21 protein-coding genes are annotated in these 18,581 nt (G+C 50.0%); 13 read left to right on the top strand and 8 right to left on the bottom strand.

Annotated elements, in window-relative coordinates:
• Positions 1-16 precede the first annotated feature (16 nt).
• Both OSQ85_RS07610 and OSQ85_RS07605 read left to right on the top strand, forming a co-directional pair.
• Entirely contained in the window at positions 17-538 is a 522-nt protein-coding gene (locus tag OSQ85_RS07610) for a nitroreductase family protein (protein ID WP_265822251.1), read from the top strand.
• Positions 539-1,006 (top strand): EVE domain-containing protein, encoded by a 468-nt coding sequence (locus OSQ85_RS07605; RefSeq protein ID WP_265822250.1) that lies wholly within the window; start codon positions 539-541, stop codon positions 1,004-1,006.
• Here OSQ85_RS07605 and OSQ85_RS07600 read toward each other — a convergent pair.
• Positions 1,003-1,410 carry a MarR family winged helix-turn-helix transcriptional regulator gene (locus tag OSQ85_RS07600; RefSeq protein WP_265822249.1) on the bottom strand — a complete coding sequence of 136 codons (408 nt, stop codon included), beginning with the start codon at positions 1,408-1,410 and terminating at the stop codon, positions 1,003-1,005. The two genes, OSQ85_RS07605 and OSQ85_RS07600, sit on opposite strands and share 4 nt — an antisense overlap.
• Before the next feature lie 179 nt (positions 1,411-1,589).
• On the opposite strand from OSQ85_RS07600, the gene motA reads away from it, so the two are divergent.
• The 5 genes from motA to OSQ85_RS07575 all read left to right on the top strand — a co-directional run bounded on the left by motA (position 1,590) and on the right by OSQ85_RS07575 (position 6,988).
• The gene (gene motA, locus OSQ85_RS07595) at positions 1,590-2,357 is read left to right on the top strand and encodes a flagellar motor stator protein MotA (protein WP_265822248.1); all 768 of its coding nucleotides are present in this window, start codon (positions 1,590-1,592) and stop codon (positions 2,355-2,357) included.
• A 9-nt stretch (positions 2,358-2,366) separates the two neighbouring features.
• Positions 2,367-3,131 carry a flagellar motor protein MotB gene (locus OSQ85_RS07590; RefSeq protein ID WP_265822247.1) on the top strand — a complete coding sequence of 255 codons (765 nt, stop codon included), beginning with the start codon at positions 2,367-2,369 and terminating at the stop codon, positions 3,129-3,131.
• Between the two features lie 160 nt (positions 3,132-3,291).
• Positions 3,292-3,567: a metal-sensing transcriptional repressor gene (locus tag OSQ85_RS07585; protein ID WP_265822246.1), complete on the top strand. Its 276-nt coding sequence runs from the start codon at positions 3,292-3,294 to the stop codon at positions 3,565-3,567.
• Between the two features lie 6 nt (positions 3,568-3,573).
• The gene (locus OSQ85_RS07580; RefSeq protein ID WP_265822245.1) at positions 3,574-5,442 is read left to right on the top strand and encodes a heavy metal translocating P-type ATPase; all 1,869 of its coding nucleotides are present in this window, start codon (positions 3,574-3,576) and stop codon (positions 5,440-5,442) included.
• A gap of 112 nt (positions 5,443-5,554) precedes the next feature.
• Complete coding sequence (locus OSQ85_RS07575) at positions 5,555-6,988, top strand: sensor domain-containing diguanylate cyclase (protein ID WP_265822244.1); 1,434 nt, start codon at positions 5,555-5,557, stop codon at positions 6,986-6,988.
• Here OSQ85_RS07575 and OSQ85_RS07570 read toward each other — a convergent pair.
• Positions 6,985-7,863: a DMT family transporter gene (locus OSQ85_RS07570; protein ID WP_265822243.1), complete on the bottom strand. Its 879-nt coding sequence runs from the start codon at positions 7,861-7,863 to the stop codon at positions 6,985-6,987. The genes OSQ85_RS07575 and OSQ85_RS07570 overlap by 4 nt on opposite strands.
• Positions 7,864-8,019: 156 nt before the next feature.
• On the opposite strand from OSQ85_RS07570, the gene OSQ85_RS07565 reads away from it, so the two are divergent.
• The 3 genes from OSQ85_RS07565 to OSQ85_RS07555 are packed head-to-tail and all read left to right on the top strand — an operon-like array spanning position 8,020 to position 9,636.
• Entirely contained in the window at positions 8,020-8,523 is a 504-nt protein-coding gene (locus OSQ85_RS07565; protein ID WP_265822242.1) for a DUF2589 domain-containing protein, read from the top strand.
• An 11-nt stretch (positions 8,524-8,534) separates the two neighbouring features.
• A complete protein-coding gene (locus OSQ85_RS07560) occupies positions 8,535-9,098 on the top strand; it encodes a DUF2589 domain-containing protein (RefSeq protein WP_265822241.1) in 564 nt (187 codons plus the stop codon).
• 10 nt (positions 9,099-9,108) lie between these two features.
• Positions 9,109-9,636: a hypothetical protein gene (locus tag OSQ85_RS07555; RefSeq protein WP_265822240.1), complete on the top strand. Its 528-nt coding sequence runs from the start codon at positions 9,109-9,111 to the stop codon at positions 9,634-9,636.
• Here the strand turns inward: OSQ85_RS07555 and OSQ85_RS07550 are convergent.
• From OSQ85_RS07550 to OSQ85_RS07525, 6 genes are all read right to left on the bottom strand, one after another.
• Positions 9,628-10,290, bottom strand: a complete 663-nt coding sequence (locus OSQ85_RS07550; protein ID WP_265822239.1) for an N-formylglutamate amidohydrolase — start codon at positions 10,288-10,290, stop codon at positions 9,628-9,630. The two genes, OSQ85_RS07555 and OSQ85_RS07550, sit on opposite strands and share 9 nt — an antisense overlap.
• Complete coding sequence (locus OSQ85_RS07545) at positions 10,287-11,498, bottom strand: carboxylate-amine ligase (RefSeq protein WP_265822238.1); 1,212 nt, start codon at positions 11,496-11,498, stop codon at positions 10,287-10,289. Before OSQ85_RS07545 ends, OSQ85_RS07550 begins: the two co-directional genes overlap by 4 nt.
• Before the next feature lie 2 nt (positions 11,499-11,500).
• Positions 11,501-12,958, bottom strand: coding sequence for a RimK family protein (locus OSQ85_RS07540; protein WP_265822237.1), 1,458 nt, complete (start codon positions 12,956-12,958; stop codon positions 11,501-11,503).
• A complete protein-coding gene (locus OSQ85_RS07535; RefSeq protein ID WP_265822236.1) occupies positions 12,955-13,680 on the bottom strand; it encodes a C39 family peptidase in 726 nt (241 codons plus the stop codon). The genes OSQ85_RS07540 and OSQ85_RS07535 overlap by 4 nt, the downstream gene beginning before the upstream one ends.
• A 66-nt stretch (positions 13,681-13,746) precedes the next feature.
• Positions 13,747-14,094 (bottom strand): DMT family protein, encoded by a 348-nt coding sequence (locus tag OSQ85_RS07530; protein ID WP_265822235.1) that lies wholly within the window; start codon positions 14,092-14,094, stop codon positions 13,747-13,749.
• An 86-nt stretch (positions 14,095-14,180) separates the two neighbouring features.
• A complete protein-coding gene (locus tag OSQ85_RS07525; protein ID WP_265822234.1) occupies positions 14,181-15,032 on the bottom strand; it encodes a formate/nitrite transporter family protein in 852 nt (283 codons plus the stop codon).
• A 126-nt stretch (positions 15,033-15,158) separates the two neighbouring features.
• Here OSQ85_RS07525 and OSQ85_RS07520 point away from each other — a divergent pair, with 126 nt between their 5' ends.
• From OSQ85_RS07520 to OSQ85_RS07510, 3 genes are all read left to right on the top strand, one after another.
• Complete coding sequence (locus tag OSQ85_RS07520) at positions 15,159-15,932, top strand: RMD1 family protein (protein WP_265822233.1); 774 nt, start codon at positions 15,159-15,161, stop codon at positions 15,930-15,932.
• 61 nt (positions 15,933-15,993) lie between these two features.
• A complete protein-coding gene (locus OSQ85_RS07515) occupies positions 15,994-17,331 on the top strand; it encodes a coproporphyrinogen III oxidase family protein (protein WP_265822232.1) in 1,338 nt (445 codons plus the stop codon).
• Positions 17,328-18,566, top strand: coding sequence for a BaiN/RdsA family NAD(P)/FAD-dependent oxidoreductase (locus OSQ85_RS07510; protein ID WP_265822231.1), 1,239 nt, complete (start codon positions 17,328-17,330; stop codon positions 18,564-18,566). The genes OSQ85_RS07515 and OSQ85_RS07510 overlap by 4 nt, the downstream gene beginning before the upstream one ends.
• The last annotated feature ends 15 nt before the right edge of the window (positions 18,567-18,581 follow it).

The following is an 18,581-nucleotide window of genomic DNA, read 5'->3' as shown; positions in this document are numbered from 1 at the left end:
TATTTAAGGAGGAGATATGCAGATTCTTGAGGCTATTTTCAACAGGAGAAGCATCAGGCGTTTTTCCGTTGTGAAAAAGGTGGAGAAAGATAAGGTGGAAACACTGCTTAAGGCGGCAATGAGCGCTCCCTCAGCGGGAAATCAGCAGCCGTGGGTCTTTGTGGTGATTGATGATGAGTCAACCCTGAGGGAGATCCCCTCCATACACCCTTACGGGGCTATGTTTTCTCAGGCTCCGCTGGGCATAGCGGTCTGCGCTGATCCTTCAAAGGAAAAGCACAAGGGCTACTGGCCGCAGGACTGCGCGGCGGCTGTGCAGAACATACTGCTTGCCACTCAGGCTCTGGGGCTTGAGGCTGTCTGGTGCGGGCTTTACCCTAACGAAAAGCCGGAGGCGGCAGTTAAGGAACTGCTTAAAATCCCCGCTGAAATACGCGCCATGGCGCTTATCGCAATCGGCTATTCCGATGCGAAAGGACACCCAGCCGACAGGTTTGATGCGGATAAAGTGCACAAAAACCGCTGGGGCGGCAAATAAATGAAATACTGGCTGATGAAGTCCGAGCCGGAATCCTACTCCATAGACAGACTGGCGAAGGAAGGTAAAACCTTCTGGGAAGGGGTAAGAAACTATCAGGCGCGCAATTTTATGATGAATGAGATGAAAAAAGGGGACAAGGTTCTCTTTTATCACTCAAACACCGCAGAGCCCGCGGTTGTCGGGCTGGCTGAGGTGTGTGCGGATGGGGCGGCAGCGGATTTCACAGCTTGGGATAAATCAAGCAAATATTACGACCCCAAATCGCCGCAGGAAAAACCAAGGTGGTTCATGACGGAGGTCAGGTTCATTAAGAAGCTTGATAAGCCAGTGACGCTTAAGGATATAAAAGAGATGCCGGGGCTTGAGGGGATGAAGCTTGTCCAGAAAGGGATGCGCCTCTCCGTTCAGCCCGTTTCGGCGGAAGAATATAATATAATTCTTGAGATGGCGGGCGAAAAGGTTTAGAACGCCCGCATTGCCTTGGTGAGCAGCTTTTCCAGAATCTGCCCCTCCTCCGGCGTGAGTTCGCTGAGGATCTCCTCGGTTAGCTCAAGGTGCAGTGCATGGTGGCGGCGGTAAATCTCCTCCCCTTCATCAGAGAGCGCCACATAGTAAGACCTTCTGTCAGTTTCGTTCGGCTTTCTGATCACATACCCCAGCTTCACCAGCTTATCTATATTCACTGTGAGAGTGCCGGTGGTTATGCCCATTTTTTCCGCCAGTTCCTTCATGCGCAGGGGTTCGCTGCTGCCCAGAACCTCTATAGTATGCATCTGCGGCAGCGTGAGGCCTGTATCTTTTACAACGGAGTGCTCCCATGAGGAGAGCTTTTCATAAAATTCAACAACAACGTTTGACAGCTTTTCCATAAGAACCTTTTTTATTAGTGCAGGAATCTGAATCTTAGCAACAGAGAAGTTTTTCTTCAATAAAACTTTACTTTATTATTCGCCATAATAAAAGCTCCTGTTGATTTTGACAGTGCTAATTGGGATAATTAAAAAATTACAGTATTCAGGAATATTAAACAGTTTATCCCGGAGTGAATATGGAAAAGTCCACAGTCATAGGTCTTATCCTCGGTTTTGTCGCAGTCGGTGTCGGAATGGTGTTCAAAGGCGCCAGCCTCACATTCCTCCTGAATCCGGCGGCGTTTCTCATTATCTTTGTCGGCACAGCAGCGACCCTTTTCATAGGCTTTCCCATGAAGGAAATTTCAAAATTCCCTGTTCTTCTGGGGATAATAATGAAGGGGCAGAAGCACGAAACGGAGGAGGAACTGATCCGTATATTTACCGACTTTGCCGGAACAGCGCGCAAGAGCGGGCTGCTCTCGCTGGAAGGGCGGATGGACGAGGTTCACAACCCCTACATGCGTAAAGGTCTGTCACTGATAATTGACGGCCGCGATCCGGAATTTGTGCAGAACATCCTTCAGGAGGATATAAGCGCAATGGAGGAGCGTCACCAGATGGGGGCGCAGATCTTCACACAGGCAGGTACATACGCGCCTACGCTGGGGGTTCTCGGTGCGGTTATAGGGCTTGTGGCTGCTCTGGGAAACCTGAATGATATAGAGAAGCTCGGTCATTCGATAGCTGCGGCGTTCATCGCAACTCTTATGGGTATTTTCAGCGGCTATGTTCTCTGGCATCCTTTCGCTAACAAGCTCAAACGTTTCTCAAAGCATGAGGCGGAGCTGAAGAAAATGATTTTCGAGGGAATAACGGCGCTTCAGGCAGGTGATTCCGCATCCACAGTGGAGGAGAAGCTTAATGTCTTCCTCCCGCAGAAAAAACGCGAAAAACCGGAATAGGGTCATGACATGAAGAAACATAAACATAAGCACCATGAAGAGCATGTGGATGAATCATGGCTCATACCTTACGCTGACCTGCTGACGCTTCTTCTGGCGCTGTTCATTGTCCTTTTTGCAACAAGCCAGAGCGATAAAAAGAAAATGGAGCAGATGGCGGAGGTTTTCACCGATATACTGTCAGGTCAGACGGGTATAATGGACAGCATGGCTCCGTTCAGGAAGGTCAAGCCTGATACAGGCAATACTCCTGATGCACCCGCTCAGACAGGTGATAAGGGCGGAGGCGGGGCAAAGGCCGCTCAGGAGGAGACAGATCTTATACAGCTTAAAAATGATGTGGATGAATTTTCAAAAATGAACAGCCTGCCCGGTTATCTCAGCACCAGCATAACCGGAGAAGGGCTCATGATCTCCATAAAGAGTGTGGCTCTTTTCTCCTCCGGCAGCTCAGCACTTATGCCCGAAGCGGACAGGATTGCCGCGGGAATAGCGAAGCTTCTGGAAAATTACGATCAAAGCGTGGTTGTGGCGGGGCACACTGACGATGTTCCGTCCGGCACTGTGCCTAACTGGGATCTCAGCTCTGCCAGAGCTCTGAGCTTCATGAAGGAGATGCTGAATGATCCGAGGCTTAATCCAGCCCGTTTCAGTTCCGCAGGCTACGGAGAGTATCATCCCATTGTGCCTAATATCACTGAGGAGAACAGGCAGCTTAACAGGCGTGTGGAGGTGCTTGTGAAACGCAAGTTTCCCATGCCTCCTGCCGACTGAATGCAGCAGTCTCGAATATAAGACACCCCTCTGAGGAGGGGTTTTTTTGTATGAAAATAAAGTTTGATGTTCAAAATAAATCCATTGACACTTTCAGAAAACAGGCGTAACTATACCCATACCCCTATGGGTATCGCCGGCATAACTGTAGGAGGTAAAAATGCGTCAGTGTATAGACGTTCCGAAGGTACGCACACGAATAAAAAAGATCGAAGGTCAGCTCAGGGCTATTTCGGATATGGTTGATAAGGATGTCCCCTGCGAGGATATACTTATCCAGATAAACGCCGCCAAGAGCGCGCTGCACAAGGTCGGGCAGCTTGTTCTGGAAGGGCACTTGCAGCACTGCGTCCGTGACGGGATAGAGCACGGAAACGCGGACAGAACCATAGCCGAATTTGCCAAAGCAGTGGAGCACTTTTCGAGAATAGGCTAGGTTTTAATGGAAAAAATAAAGGAATTATTTGAGGACGGGGATAAGCGGACAGTTCTTTTTCTGGTTTTGTCCTGCCTGTCTCTTGCGGTGAGTTTTTTTGAGATAGGCAGCCTCCCTTTGGACGCTGCATGGGTGGCTATTCTGCTTTGCGGAGTGCCGATAATAAAGGGCGCCGTAATCGGCCTTGTCACAGAGTTTGACATCAAGGCGGATGTGCTTGTGGCGCTTGCGCTAACGGCCGCTGTTATTATAGGCGAAACCTTCGCCGCAGGTGAGGTGGCTTTCATTATGGCTCTGGGAGCCATGCTTGAGGAGCGTACGGTTGCCAAAGCCAGAGCGGGCATAGAGAAGCTTGTTCAGCTTTCGCCCAGAACGGCGAGGATAATATCTCCGGACGGAGACGAAAGGGTTGTTCCCGCCGAAGAGGTGCAGGTGGGCGATCTGCTCCGTGTGCTGCCGGGCGAGACGGTCGCCGTGGACGGAGTTATAGTTTCCGGGCAGACATCCATAGACCAGTCGGTTATGACCGGGGAGTCTCTCCCTGTTGATAAAGGCGTGGGGGATGAAGTGTCCAGCGGTACAGTGAACCAGTTCGGCGCTTTTGATATGAAGGCTGTGAAAGTCGGCGGGGACTCATCACTCCAGAGGATGATCCGCCTTGTGGAATCAGCCGATGCGGGCAAGGCAAAGATAGTCGGCCTTGCGGACAGGTGGGCGACATGGATTGTGGTCATAGCCCTCGTTTCCGCTGCGGGTACATGGTTTGTGACCGGTGAGATAATACGTGCCGTGACTATCCTTGTTGTTTTCTGCCCCTGCGCCCTTGTGCTTGCCACACCGACCGCCATCATGGCGGGCATAGGCAATGCCACCAAGTTCGGCATACTCATCCGTGAGGGTGATGCGCTGGAGAGGCTGGCGAAGGTTACAAAGGTCGCTTTCGATAAAACAGGAACCCTCACTTACGGCAAGCCTGAGGTCGCCGCTGTGGAGAGTTTTGCCCCGGCCGTTTCTCAGGATAAGCTTCTGGAGCTTACCGCTGCTGCGGAATCCAGATCCGAGCACCCGCTGGGCAGGGCAGTTGTAGCAGGCTTTTGTGCAAATTTCAAAACCCGCCCGAAGGAACCGAAGGACTTTCTGATGACCGCAGGACGGGGAGTCAGGGCAGTTGTGGACGGAATAGCCGTTCTGGCAGGCAATGCGGAGATGATGGCGGAAAACTCCGTATCTCTTTCTGATGAACTCAAAAACGCAGCCTCACTCCACCGCGGAGAAGGGCGGACGGTTATATATGTGGCTCTCGACGGGAAAGAGGCAGGGCTCATTGCCCTTGCGGATGCCCTGCGGGGCGAATCCGCCGAGACAGTGCGGAAGCTCCGTGATCTTAAGGTGGATAGTGTCCTCCTCACCGGAGACCATCAGGAAGCGGCAGGACATATAGCAAGGGGTGCTGGAATCCCCAAGGTGCATTTTGACTGCCTGCCGGAAGACAAGATGTACTACATTGACAAATATCAGAAACAGAAAAAGATGGTCTGCATGATAGGGGACGGCATAAATGACGCACCCGCTCTCAAATGCGCCTATGTGGGTGTTGCGATGGGCGGAATAGGCAGCGATATTGCGGTAGAGGCGGCTGATGTTGCCCTTGTGGGGGATGAGATAAAGGCTGTGCCGCACCTGCTTAAGCTGGCGCGGAAAACCATGTCCACCATTAATATAAATATAACCCTCTCCCTTGTACTGAACTTTGCTGCCATATTCATGGCTATGGGCGGGCTTCTCAACCCTGTTATGGGAGCCTTGGTACACAATCTGGGGTCAGTGGCGGTGATAATAAACTCAGCGCTTCTGCTCAATTTCAAAAGCGCGTAAATAGGTCGGGGCGTATCAAGCGCCCCTTCTTTCAGTTTTTCTGCTGAATTAATACGATATTTCTTCACTATTATCGGGTAATATTATATTTATGAGTGTTAAGAGGTATCAGATGGCTGTTTCCGTTAAATCCAAGCTTATCACTATTTTGTGCTTTATTCTTTTCACAGGTTTCTTATGCGTTAATCTCATTAATTATTTCTCAGTAAAAAAGACCATGCGTGAGAATGAAATATACGGTTCTCTCCCCCTCACGAGGGATAACATTTACACAGAGATTCAGCGGGATCTTATGAGGCCTGTTTTTGTTTCCTCTCTCATGGCGCACGACACCTTTCTTAAGGACTGGGTTCTGGAGGGCGAACAGAGCACGGGAATGGTGGAGAAATATCTCCAGGAGATAAAGAATAAGTACGGCTTCTTCACCGCCTTCTTCGTTTCCGAGAAAAGCGGAAAGTACTATTACCACGACGGTGTTCTGAAAAGAATTAAAATGGGTGACGAGCATGATGTCTGGTATTACAACTTCAAGGCACTGTATAAAGACTACGATATAGTTATAGATGAAAATCAGGCGGAGGAGAACACCCTCACGGTTTTTATCAACCACAGGCTGAATGACTACAACAATAATCTCCTCGGCGTTACCGGAGTGGGGCTTGAACTCCAGCGTATAACAAACCTTCTCAGCGCTTATCAGGTAAAATACGACCGCGACATATACCTTGTGGACAGGGAGGGGAACATACAGATGCACCCCGGCGGCAAAACCCTTGCTGATAACATATACAATGAGGAAGGGCTCAGGGATGTGGCTAAGGATGCCCTGACCGTCAGTGAAATATCAGGCTTTTATGAATACGACAGGGGAGGGGACAACATATTCCTCACTGTGCGCTATATTGAGGAGCTGGACTGGTTCCTTTTTGTGGAGAACAACCAGAGCAAGTCTCTTGAAGGTCTGCGCAAAAACCTGTGGCAGAACATGTTTCTGGGCTTTTTCGTGAGCATTCTTGTTATTCTCATAAATATTTTTACCGTTAATTTTTTCCAGAGCAGGCTTGAAAAAATGGCTTCGACCGATGAACTCACCGGACTGCTGAACAGGCGCGCTTTTGAAAATGAATTCCGCAGGGCGGAGGCCTTCGCGGAGAGAAACGGAACCGCATTTTCCATTATTCTTTTTGATCTGGACGGCTTCAAGGCGATAAACGATACCTGCGGACACGGCACAGGGGACGAGATACTTAAGAAAGTAACTGCCACAGCCATTGAGAAGATCCGTCAGGTGGATATTTTTGCCCGCTGGGGAGGGGATGAGTTCATAATCCTTGCCTACGGCGGAGAGGAGATAGCCGTTGCCATAGCGGAAAGGATAAGGGCAGGGATAAACCTCATAAGCTGCGGCGGCGCACCGAAGGTAACGGTAAGCTGCGGCGTGTCAAAATACATTCCGGGCGAAAGCATGGACAGCCTCATAAAAAGGGCGGACGAAGCCCTTTACGAGGCAAAGAAGACAGGAAGGGATAAGGTAACCAGCGCTTAGGAGCGCAGAAAATAGAAGGTTGCAACAACCGAGGCCGCAACACCGGGTATCACCGCCGTGTGCGGCAGTCTCTTTCCTATGAGAGCCTGTATTATTATCACGAATACGGGGGTGAGGTATATGTAGCTCATAACCTCGCTCACCGGGAGCTTCTTGCTGGAATACTGCACTATGAAGAAAGTGGCGATGGTGGCAAAAACAGTGATGTACGCCACACCTGCAAAGAAGGCTGTGTCCAGCGCAGAGAAATTGATTTTAAGTATTTTCACATTCGCTATCAGAAGCAGCCATACAGTTCCGGTTATCATCGTCCACAGTGTCAGCACAGGCATGGGCTCAGTCTTATGAAGCTTTTTGGAAAGCGGCGAATACAGCCCGATGCACAGACAGCCTGCGAGGAAGATTAGATCTCCTTTATTAAAATCAAGCTCCGCAAGCCTTGAGAGCGAACCGTCTATAATAACCCACACAGCGCCAAGCATAGCGGCGAACAGCACAGCGAACTTCACAAATGAAACCCTCTCTTTCAGCAGGAAAATTCCGTAAACAGCGGAAAACAGCGGAACCACGGTGTAGGTTATTGCTGTGTTCAGCGGAGTCGTGTAGCGCAGAGCCTCAAACATCGCCCAGAAGTAGAAGATCATGCTGGCGCTTATGGCGAAATACCGCGCAAGATCGCTCAGGGAGGGAAGCCTTACCTTGTACCTCGGAAAAACATACACCCCGAAAAGCACGGAACCCAGCAGAAACCGCACAAAGGTAAGCACTGTGGAATCCATATAATTTACAAGTACATGGCCTATATGGAACGAGCCTGAAACAAGAACGGTGTACAGAAGCATCAGGAAATGGGGGTTGCTGTAATTAATTTTCATCGGCGGAGATTATCATAATCCGGGGAAAAATAAACAGATATTTACAATTAATGTAATTGTCTTTGAGATATTTTTATTTTCTTTATGTGTATATTATGCTTTACATGCACATGATATTGGTTATTATAAAGGTAAGAGACAGCCGCGGGCGGGTTTATGTTCTGGAAGCAGAAAACGGAAGACACTCAGACCTTTTCGGATCTGATAAGGGGTTTGCAGCATTCCATCAGCTCCGCAATGGAGATGATAGAGGCGAGGAATATAGAAATCCTCGGCAGATATTTTGACCCCAGAACGGGGGAGCCTGTCACCCGCCGTCTGCGTCTGGATGAGGACACGGTGATAGATGTGCCCCTTATCTCAGTTGTAAATCCGTCCACGCTTAATATCAAAGAGGTGGAGATGGATTTCTCCGTGAGGGTCAACCAGACCGAACTCAAGCAGAGACAGCCGGACACATCGCTTCTGAACAACTCGGATAATATGCTCTATGCGAACCGGGTTGAGCGCTCAAGCCTGAATGTCAGCTTCGGCGGTAAGGGCGAATCGGTAATGAATGTCCGGGTCAAGTTCAGAGCCGCCCCCATACCGGAGGGGATGTCCAGAATAATAACAGATTTCGATAAAACCATAGAGCCCAGAAAAGAAACTGATAAATAAAGGAGTTTGCTATGCCTAACGTTGGTTCGGAGTTCAGGGGGCTGCCCATTGAGGAGCTTATAGCTGCACCGCTCAAGGCGGCGTGCGATGCGCAGAAACATCTGGCGGTTTCCGCTTTTGCTTTCATGAAGGAGATAGGTTTTGACGGTGACAAGCCGAGGTTGCTTGAATTTAATCTCCAGCGTCCGCTCGGCGATCAGGGCGGAGTGTCAAACGTTAAGGTTCAGGCGCCTTTTATCGGTCTTGTGCCGATTCCGTCTCTGCTTGTTAACGATGTTCAGATTGACTTTCAGATGGAAGTCACGGACACAGCCACATCAAAGGAGACTGACTCCAAGAGTGTGGATGCTGATGTTAACGCTAATTTCAAGTTCGGCCTCTTCGGCAGCGGCGGCATTAAGATTCACGGCAATGTCACATCCACAAGGGAAAACACCAGAAGCACCAACCAGACAGCTAAATATCAGGTGCGTGTTTCTGCCAGACAGCAGCAGCCCACGGAAGGGCTCAGCCGCTTGATGGATATAATGGCCTCCTGCGTCACTCCGATTCCTGTTTCAGGCAGCGGCGGCTAAGGAATTTATTATGTCTGTCCGTGTCTTAATCGGCGAGATAATAAGATGGCTGGGTGAACAGGCTGATAATATTGAAGAGTGCTGCCAATATCCCGGAGGTTTTGAAGGTTGGCTTCAGTGTGAAATGATCAGATTTCTCAACGCAAGAGATGGTGTGGCTGTTTTTTATGAGCGTGAGGCAGGTCATGTGTATGGAAATGTGCTTAAAAGAGCGGACTTTCTGTTTCATTTAAAAAACAGGAGCTACATTGTAGAACTCAAGTGTCAGTCCAGACAGACAGTTGGTTTTGAACATCTAATAATGGAAGATATAGACAAGCTCAATCAGGCAATGGGAGAATATCAGAATTATGAAGGAATTGTGTTAGGGGTTTTCACTCAGGGGTACAGCAATGAAATGGATGATTTTGTGGAACGTCCTCCCAGTATGACTGTCACGGGCGTAAATAGAATTAACGGGAATATTTATTTATTTTATATGATCACCCGTTCCGTTTATATACAGTCGCTTGCTGATAATGCTGATTTCCTAAACTAGCATTTCAGCCGTTTTTTTGGTTATCTCCTCCGGAAAGCGTCCGTTTATGAGGAGTTTTTGATTGAGTTCAAGCTCAATCCCTGCATACTCTGAATCGGGCATGAGCTTCCTCAGCCATGCCGCCGTTCCGTCAGATTTGCCCTGATAGGGGCTGTTTTTCATAACCTTATAAGGCAGTGCCCTTAATCCGTCCGTGAGGACGGCTGCCGCTGCCTTTTCCCTTTTTCCCGCCGGATCGTAAAGAATGCCTATGTCCGCCTTCCGCACTTCATTCTTAAGCACGGGGGTGAATGAATGAACGGATATATGGAGCAAAGGTTTTTCCGCTTTTTCCGCAGCCTCAAGCACTCTGTTTCTGAACGGTGCATGGTATTCATCAAGCAGCCGCTGCTTTTCCGCTGTGCTGAGGTTTCCTGAAAACTCCGAGAAAAGCGCCCTGTTGTGCGGCGAGCGGTTGAGATCGATGAGAAGCCGGGTGATATTCCCCATAACTGGTGTTACTCCGAGGAGGCTGCCCAACAGCAAAGCCGCTTCCGCTGCGCCTGCGTCATACCCTCTGTGAGAACTCAAAACGTCCTCATGTCCCCTGAAAAGGCGTGAGAACTCCGCAGGAACAGTGTTCACCGCATGTTCGCAGGTAATTATAATGCTCATGGCTTAAAGAATCTGTTTTCCGCCAGACAGACGGCAAGTTCGCCGTAAACTTCCCTGAGCTTATCGGGTGAAGGTCTGCTGCCCGTGCGGGACATTATCCTTTCCGCAAGTGAGTCGATGGAACAGAGCTCCGCTGCCTCGGTTTTGTAAGGAGCCTCATCGGGCATTTCTTCCGCCAGCCTGTGCAGGAGCTCACCGGCGGTCACTCTGCCTTCCATGCCGAAAAGGGCGGTGTATGACGGGTTCTCAATATCCACATTGCGGGCATCTTTGGCACATTTATCCATGAGATCCACAAGCATGGCCTGATCAGCCTCTTTCTGGGCGGAATAGCTGCTCCACTCAGTGCTGACCAGTTTTTTCAGTGTTTCTTTAATAAGCGAAACAGCGGCAAGATCTGCCTTCGGGCATTCCTGTATGTCCATGAGGCGTATTTCTATGGCGCTGCGGTCAAAACGGGCTATAGCCCCCCTTGAGTTCAGCCACTCCTCCTGAAGGATGCATTCGGGATCATACGGAGCTATGTCACGGTACATGGGCTCCAGTATACCCTTTTCGTATGCCTCCCATGAGAAGCAGGGCTCAGGTATTACCTGCCCTGTGATGGAGGGGATTTTCTTTTGATTATTTCTGTAGGTGATTATCCTTGTATCAAGCCATCCTGTGTGCTCGCCTTCACGGAAGGGGGAGCTTGCGGCAAGAGCCGGAATCAGCGGGAGAAGAACCCTGATAGCAGCATGCAGCCTGCCGAATTCCTCATCCGTGGCGAAGGGGAGGTTGATATGGGTGCTTTGCAGGTTTGACCACCCGTGCCCCTTGCAGTTGAATATCCTGTTGTATGTTTCGTATATCTCTTTATCGCCGTGGTTCCAGAGGTGCATATCAGTATCGGGGTTCATCAGCGGGTGCATGGCAGCGGGCATAAGCATGCCTCCGAACCTGTCCAGAATAGTATTAATCTCTTTAATGTTTGCGGCAAAATGTGTGTCCAGACCCCGTATGTCCTTTGCGGGGCCGTTGGTTTTAAGCTCTATAACGTGCAGAACAAGCTCGTTTGACCATCCCACAGCTCCTTGCTCAAAAAACTGTGTCATCTCACCTGCAACTGCTTCCAGAAGCTTGTCGCTTACGGGGAGAACTCCCAGATCGTCCTTTGAGACGATCATGTACTCCAGTTCGATTCCGCAAACGGAAAAAAGTCCGTACATAGCTATTTTACCTTCCTCGCAACAAGCCTGTTCACAAACTCGCCTATGATTATCTCATACAGCTTTTTACCGAGAACATTATCCTCAACATCTGATTCGATGCTGGGGTTATCGTTTACTTCTATCACATAAAACTTGTTTCCGACCTGCTTTATATCAACACCGTAGAGGGAGCTGCCTATGCACTTCGTGGCTTTGAGGGCAAGCTCAACAGCACCTGCGGGTGCGGCCTCGACCGGCATTGTGTCGAATTTGCCGTTATGAAGCTGTCCGTGTTCATCACGTTCCACTATCTGCCAGTGATCCCCGTGCATGAAGTAACGGCAGACATACAGGGCTTTTCCGCCTATCACTCCCACCCGCCAGTCAAAGCTGGTGGGCATGAACTCCTGCGCAACCACAAGGGCTGATTTATCCAGAAGCTTTTCCATCGCCTCTTTGTATTCCTTTTCATCATGAACCTTTACAACACCCTGAGAAAAGGAGCTGTCAGGCTGCTTGAGAATGATGGGGAAGGGGAGAACCTTTTTTGCGTGGTTCATATTGTGCCTGTGCAGGATGGTGGTTTTAGGCGTGGGAATTTTATTTTTCTGCATCAGTTCCGAAAGGTAAACCTTGTTTGTGCAGCGCAGTATGGATGTGGGGTCGTCCATAACCACTAGCCCTTCCGTCTCTGCCTTGCGGGAGAAGCGGTATGTGTGGTGGTTCACGCTGGTTGTTTCCCTTATGAAGAGTGCGTCAAATTCAGGTATTCTCGTGTAGTCGTCCTTGCTGATTATCTCTGTGCTTACTCCTTCCTTTTCAGCCGCTTTTATGAACCGCTGAATAGCCACATCATCGGAAGGGGGGGTCTTCTCCGCAGGGTTGAAAAGAATGGCGAGATCAAAGCGGTAGTTTTTTATGTGGGCTGCTCTCGGTTTGCGTACAAAGAACTCTCTGGCAGCCTGTTCCACAAAGCCGAAGTGCTCCTCAGGAACCTGCTTCATGGATATGGGGGCTATGGCGTGGATCATCCACTTTTCCTTGAGCTTCACGAAGTCCGCCCGCACCATAGGGGCAACGAACATTCCGAAGAGGCGTGAGCTGAGCTTGTCGTATCGTTTTGCGAGGTTGCGGCCGAAATATATGCTCAGCGTAAAGCTTTCCGATGTGAGGTGACCGAGGCTTTTCTGTATCAGCTCATCTATCTCATCAGAGATCAGCTTTGCAAAAGCCTTGGACTTGAAGTCCTGAATGGTCATGACATTGGGGTACGGCATATGACCGCGTGCCGCCGCCAGAAGGGAAACATAGTACCCGTAGCTCTGGTACTGGTACGAGCGGCAGAGGTTGAACACTTTGGCTTTTTTAACAGTGTTGAATTCGGGGTCGGTGAGGTAGTTCCATGCGGAGACAACTCTTGCGTCGGGGGTATCAAACTTCCATTCTGAGGGCGTGTTAACTACTATAATGTTTGTCATTTCTGCACATCACCGTCTGTTTCATTTTTTTCTATAACCAGCAGTTTGGCGTCGTATGTAAGAACGCCGAGGAGGATGGCGTTTATAAGATGCGTCATCCTCACGCTGTAGCGGTTTGTTTTCATAAAAGGGTTGGGGAGCATGGGGTCTGCCACGCTTACTTTTTTTGCAGGTTTGTCATATCCGGTTATGACAACAAAGTGACCGGAGGGTTCGCCTTTTATGTCGTCATAGTCCGTGTTCTCCGGTATCTCCCTTGGGCTGCGGTAGAGGTAGGTTGCGCTCAGTGCGGTTATTATGGGTGTCTGCCTGTCCAGATACTTCCTTATGAGCGCAGGGGAGAGATCCGCAAACTTAAGTTCCCCGCCGAGGGTGAGAAACTCAATATATTTTTTGGAAGTATACCTCAGTTTAGGGTCTGTTTTCACTTCCATCTGCTTTTTGAGCTTGTTTATTATGCCTTCGGGCGGAAGCCTGAACCATGTGGGGTCAAAAACCACAAGGTTGTAGGAGTATATTGTTACCCTGTACCCCCTTCTCAGGGCATGCAGACCGAGAACAACGGCCAGTGTGCCGCCGGTTTCCAGTTCTGCTATTTCTTTTCTGAGGTCTTCAAGCCTGAGATCCTCACCGTAATATGAATAAACCGCATGAAGGCATGTCGGGCCGCAGGAGGTGTCATCCGGCTGCGGAAGAATGCTTATGTTCATGTCTTTTGTCATATGCGTTCCTCCATAATTGTATATTTTACCTTTGACGATAAATTATCAAGCGGAAGTTAAGATTTTTCAGGGAAGAGCCGCCGCGTCCCTGAATATGAAATACGCCGCGCCCACCAGACACATGGAAGCGTAAAAAAAGTTCCTTGTGACGGGCACGTTCATATACCAGACGGCAAAAACAGCGAAGACTGCCATGGTTATTATCTCCTGCATAACTTTAAGCTGCGGCAGGGTGAAAATGCCGAAACCGTGCCTGTTTGCCGGAACCTGAAGGCAGTACTCAAAGAAGGCCACGCCCCATGAAATAAGGATCGCGATTATAAGCGGTTTGTCTCTGAGAGTTTTGAGATGACCGTACCATGCGTAGGTCATGAAAATGTTGGACAAAATGAGAAGAAAAACTGTGCGGAACAAAGCCTGTACCTCATTCCCGTACCTGAAAATATGACGGGCAGACGAGATCAGACTATAATCCTATTTATGAGCAAATCAATATTTATTTAAAGGTTCTGTTCCCTCTTTTTTCCGCCGTGGATGAAAAGCATTACACAGGCTACCATAAGCCCGCCCCCCGCAAGGTTTCCGAGAGTAACGGCTATGATATTTCCGGTGAACATGCTCCCCCAGTTCAGGGCGCTCAGGGAGGCTGCATCAAGCCCGCTGGCCGCAGCCGCAGCGGGGAATGATTTTGCGAATATTCCCGCCGGGATGAAGTACATATTAGCCACAGAGTGTTCAAACCCGCTGGCTACAAAGGCCATTATGGGGAAGAATATGCCGAGGATTTTTCCCCCTATGTCCTGCGCGCTCATGGCAATTAAAACGGCAAGGCACACCAGCCAGTTACAGAGAAGCCCCCTGAAAAAATAGGCGTACTGGTGCTCTATGCCGTAAACCTGTTCATTGGTCTTGGCGTAGGCTATTTTTATGGCGGTTGCGCCGAACTGCCCGTCAGTGAGCCCTGTTCCCTTCACCACAAGCAGGGCGAGGATAACCGCACCTATGAGGTTGCCGATGTAAACTATCATCCAGTTGCGCAGCATGTCAGCAGCGGTGATCCGTCTGTCCGCTATGCCTGCTATCATCATTGTGTTTCCCGTCCAGAGCTCAGACCCCGGAATAACCGCCAGCATCAGCCCGAAGGAGAACACCGCCCCGGTGAGAAACCTCTGAACCCCGATCCACTCCGTGCTGCCTGTGGTCACCATAGTTGCCAGATGAGCGGCGAAGCCTATATACGCCCCTGCCAGCAGCGCCAGAACAAAGGCTCTGGAAGCGGGAAGGGCGCACTTGGCTGAGGCTGATTCAAGCATGGCTTCGGTCATTTCTGGAGGGGTAAGGAATTTTCGCATCCGGCACCTGTAGTTAGAGTGAATATGTTTTATTTTTTTTAAAAAGGCTGAATTCTGATGATTAGTTTCGGATAAAGTTCTATAATTCTATAAATATATGTACTTTTTATATCGGCGGGTGAAAAAATGCAACTTGTAATGACGGCAATGTCCGTCAGTGAGAAGATAAGGACAAAAGGGATCGAAATCGGCGAGCGCACCTCTCATTTACCGCTCAGTTTCAGGCTGGGTGAAAATCAGTGGGTTGTGATATTCCGTTTCGGCGTGATTGTGACGGTCGGCCTGAGCGATAAGGAAAGAAACGATATTCTCTCCGAACTGGAGAGTTTTATAGATGAGCCGAACCCTTCTGTGGAGAGTGAGAGCCTGTTTATCAACACTGGCACAGGTGAAGACAGGTTTGAGGGTGACCATGTTAGTCTGGCGGAGCTTACACGCCAGCATGTGCTCACCATGGCTGACATACTGGCAAAAAGCGTTGTTCTCGGCAGGTATGAGGCGGCGATGTCCGAGGTTTTCCAGCAGATAGAGCCGCTTGCCATGCGCCTTAAGTCCGGCATGGGCAAAACCCGCACCTACAGAGAGCTTGTCAGCACCATCGGTTCCGCACTGCTTATTCAGCATACCATGGTGGGCGGGGTTGAGGTGAACGAAAAGCCGGAGATACTCTGGGAGCATCCGGAGCTTGAGCGGCTTTACTTAAAGCTTGAGGACGAGTTTGAAATAATAGAGCGGAGCAAGGCGCTGGAACGTAAGCTCAAGCTTGTGACAGACACCACGGAAAAGCAGCTCGGCCTCCAGCACAATGCCCATTCGCTCAGGGTTGAGTGGTATATAGTTATTCTTATTCTTGTGGAGATAATGCTTACTCTTTACGAAATGTTCTTTAAACATGTATAAATGTTAATGGTTCCATAGCCGTCCCGGTCAGACGGCTGTTATTTATTGACGGGGGTGTATTTTGGCGGAGTTTCCGAGGGATAACTCATTTTCACGTGCGGCAGATGCCGCCTCCGGGGGTGCTGAGCGCATAAGGTGGGATTTTTCCGCCGCCGCAGCAAGGCTGATTATGAAATCAGCAGTAAAATACTATCTCCGCTTTTCGGAGGACAATGTAACGGTTCTGCCCCCTGCGGACAAAAACAAGAGCTATCTGCTCTATCTCCATGTGCCTTTCTGTCTCACCCTCTGCCCTTACTGCTCTTTCCACAGGTTTAAGTTTCAGGAGGAAACAGCAAGACGATATTTCAGCCTTCTGCGGGATGAAATGCGGATGACCGCAAGGCTAGGCTACAGTTTCAGTTCCGCTTACTTCGGCGGCGGCACAACATCTATCCTGCCGGATGAGCTTGCGAAAACCATAGATCTCGCCAGAGAGCTTTTCGGGATAACCGAGGTTTCCTGCGAGAGCGACCCCAACCATATCGACCCCCAAAGCCTGATGTACACCGAAGGGCGTATTGACCGTCTTTCCGTGGGGATACAGACTTTCAATGACAGGTTTCTGGAAAGCATAGGCCGCATAAAGAAGTTCGGCACGGGTGCTGAGCAGTACGACAAGGTTAAGGCGATACTAAAGCACTTTCCCATTGTCAATGTTGATCTTATGTATAACTTTCCCGGCCAGACGGAGGAAGACCTTCTGGAAGATATACGCATAGTGCGGGAGCTGAACCCCCAGCAGGTGACATTCTACCCGCTGATGTACGCACCTTTCGTGGGCAGGAAGCTTAGGGAGGCCATAGGAAAACCCACCAATGAAAACGAGGCGAAGCTCTTCTCCCTCATAATGCGGAATATGACAGACCCTTACTTGCAGCGCACCTCATGGGCTTTCGCTCTGAAAAAGAAGGAATTTATAGACGAATATGTTGTGGATCACAGCGAGTATGTGGGGCTGGGTTCAGGGGCATTCAGCTTCCTGAACGGAACCCTGTACGCCAACTCCTTCTCATTACAGGAATATGCCGAGCGCGTGGCGGCGGGCATGGCCTCCGTGGTGAAAAGCACAGCTTTCGGCAGACATTCGGTAAAGCAGTACCGAATGATGGTGGAGATGTTCGGGCTCCATGCGGAACCGCCTTACAGGCCATTTTTTGAATACACCGCATTGAGGGCTGTCGGGGCAGTGGGCGGGTCCGGCGGACATAAATTTATCACACCCAAGGGGCGTTTTCTGCTTTCCGTAATGATGAAAGGATTCTATAACGGTATGGACTACATAAGGGAATCCATGAGAAAAGACCTTAAGGGGGCGGATGAGCGCATCTGCCTTGCCGGTTGTCAGGAAGAGGAATGACGGAAAATATTTTTGATGTGGCGGTAATAGGCGGCGGCGCAGCCGGGCTTATTGCTGCCGGATTTGCAGCCTCGCAGGGGGCAAAAACAGTGCTCCTTGAGCGGGGGTCTTCAATAGGGCGTAAACTGCTGATAACCGGCGGCGGGCGCTGTAATCTCACTAATAATCAGACAGATATAAAGAAACTCACCGAAGTCTTCGGGAAGGAGGGGCGTTTTCTCTATTCCGCTTTCAGTTCCTTTTCCCCTGCGGACACGCTGAAATTCTTCTCCGAACTAGGCGTGACATGCGTTGAGGAGGATGCGGGCAGAATTTTCCCCGATGATGACGATGCGAAGTCCGTTCTCCGGGCGCTGACCACCTTCGTCCGTTTCAGCGGCGCCAAGATATGGACGGATGCCGAAGTGAAGCGTCTTGAATGTACGGACGGAATGGTTACGGGGATCATTCTTGAAAACGGCATAATCCGTGCCGACAGAGTTGTAATCGCAACCGGAGGGCTGAGTTACCCCGCCACAGGCTCCAAGGGTGACGGCTTCAAGTGGGCGGAAAGATGCGGACATACCATAGTTCCGCTCCGTCCGGTACTTACTCCCGTTAAGCTCAGGGAACGCTGGATAGCTGATCTTGAGGGGCTGAGCCTGCGGGATGTGTCCATAAGTGCCTATTCCGGCAAAAAGATTGCCGAAGAACGGGGCGATCTCCTCTTCACTAAGGACGGGATGACAGGCCCCGCGGTCTACAACATAAGCAGTAGTATCTCCGGAAACGAGCAGGGAATGAAGCTTCTGCTGGACATTTTCCCCGATGAGCCGAGGGAGGAACTGGATAAGCGCCTTGCGGAGCTCTTTGCCGCTAATGATAAAAAAATGATGAAAACCGCACTGGGAAGCATTCTCCCGCCAAAACTGCTGCCTGTATTAATCAGGCTCTCAGGTCTTGACGGAGAAATGCACGGAGCAAAGGTTTCAAAGGCGCACAGAAAGGTTCTTCTGGGGCTATTGAAGGAGCTTGAGACTGTTATTGACTCCTTCCACGGCTTTAACAAAGCCACAGTCACCGCGGGCGGCGTGAGCCTTAAAGAAATTGACCCGAAAACCATGAAATCAAAAGTGATCGAAAACCTTTTTTTCGCGGGGGAAGTGCTCAACCTTGATGCCCCCACAGGCGGCTATAACCTCCAGATGTGCTGGAGCACAGGCGCACTCGCGGGGAAATCGGCGGGAGCAGTTTAGCCGAACTGCTGCCCG

The sequence above is a fragment of the Geovibrio ferrireducens genome, assembly GCF_026226615.1.
In the GTDB taxonomy this organism is placed as follows: Bacteria; Chrysiogenota; Deferribacteres; order Deferribacterales; family Geovibrionaceae; genus Geovibrio; species Geovibrio ferrireducens.
Note: the sequence above shows the minus strand (reverse complement) of the source record. Positions and strands in the feature narration are given on the sequence as shown.

Excerpts from the sequence above, each read along its gene's own strand:
- OSQ85_RS07535 (WP_265822236.1), bottom strand. The coding sequence starts at position 13,680 with ATGACAAAAGACATGAACATAAGCATTCTTCCGCAGCCGGATGACACC.
- OSQ85_RS07550 (WP_265822239.1), bottom strand. The coding sequence starts at position 10,290 with ATGAGCATTATAATTACCTGCGAACATGCGGTGAACACTGTTCCTGCG.
- OSQ85_RS07570 (WP_265822243.1), bottom strand. The coding sequence starts at position 7,863 with ATGAAAATTAATTACAGCAACCCCCATTTCCTGATGCTTCTGTACACC.
- OSQ85_RS07555 (WP_265822240.1), top strand. The coding sequence starts at position 9,109 with ATGTCTGTCCGTGTCTTAATCGGCGAGATAATAAGATGGCTGGGTGAA.
- OSQ85_RS07565 (WP_265822242.1), top strand. The coding sequence starts at position 8,020 with ATGTTCTGGAAGCAGAAAACGGAAGACACTCAGACCTTTTCGGATCTG.
- OSQ85_RS07520 (WP_265822233.1), top strand. The coding sequence starts at position 15,159 with ATGCAACTTGTAATGACGGCAATGTCCGTCAGTGAGAAGATAAGGACA.
- OSQ85_RS07560 (WP_265822241.1), top strand. The coding sequence starts at position 8,535 with ATGCCTAACGTTGGTTCGGAGTTCAGGGGGCTGCCCATTGAGGAGCTT.
- OSQ85_RS07540 (WP_265822237.1), bottom strand. The coding sequence starts at position 12,958 with ATGACAAACATTATAGTAGTTAACACGCCCTCAGAATGGAAGTTTGAT.
- OSQ85_RS07525 (WP_265822234.1), bottom strand. The coding sequence starts at position 15,032 with ATGCGAAAATTCCTTACCCCTCCAGAAATGACCGAAGCCATGCTTGAA.
- OSQ85_RS07590 (WP_265822247.1), top strand. The coding sequence starts at position 2,367 with ATGAAGAAACATAAACATAAGCACCATGAAGAGCATGTGGATGAATCA.
- OSQ85_RS07600 (WP_265822249.1), bottom strand. The coding sequence starts at position 1,410 with ATGGAAAAGCTGTCAAACGTTGTTGTTGAATTTTATGAAAAGCTCTCC.
- OSQ85_RS07610 (WP_265822251.1), top strand. The coding sequence starts at position 17 with ATGCAGATTCTTGAGGCTATTTTCAACAGGAGAAGCATCAGGCGTTTT.
- OSQ85_RS07545 (WP_265822238.1), bottom strand. The coding sequence starts at position 11,498 with ATGTACGGACTTTTTTCCGTTTGCGGAATCGAACTGGAGTACATGATC.
- OSQ85_RS07585 (WP_265822246.1), top strand. The coding sequence starts at position 3,292 with ATGCGTCAGTGTATAGACGTTCCGAAGGTACGCACACGAATAAAAAAG.
- OSQ85_RS07605 (WP_265822250.1), top strand. The coding sequence starts at position 539 with ATGAAATACTGGCTGATGAAGTCCGAGCCGGAATCCTACTCCATAGAC.
- OSQ85_RS07580 (WP_265822245.1), top strand. The coding sequence starts at position 3,574 with ATGGAAAAAATAAAGGAATTATTTGAGGACGGGGATAAGCGGACAGTT.
- OSQ85_RS07510 (WP_265822231.1), top strand. The coding sequence starts at position 17,328 with ATGACGGAAAATATTTTTGATGTGGCGGTAATAGGCGGCGGCGCAGCC.
- motA (WP_265822248.1), top strand. The coding sequence starts at position 1,590 with ATGGAAAAGTCCACAGTCATAGGTCTTATCCTCGGTTTTGTCGCAGTC.
- OSQ85_RS07575 (WP_265822244.1), top strand. The coding sequence starts at position 5,555 with ATGGCTGTTTCCGTTAAATCCAAGCTTATCACTATTTTGTGCTTTATT.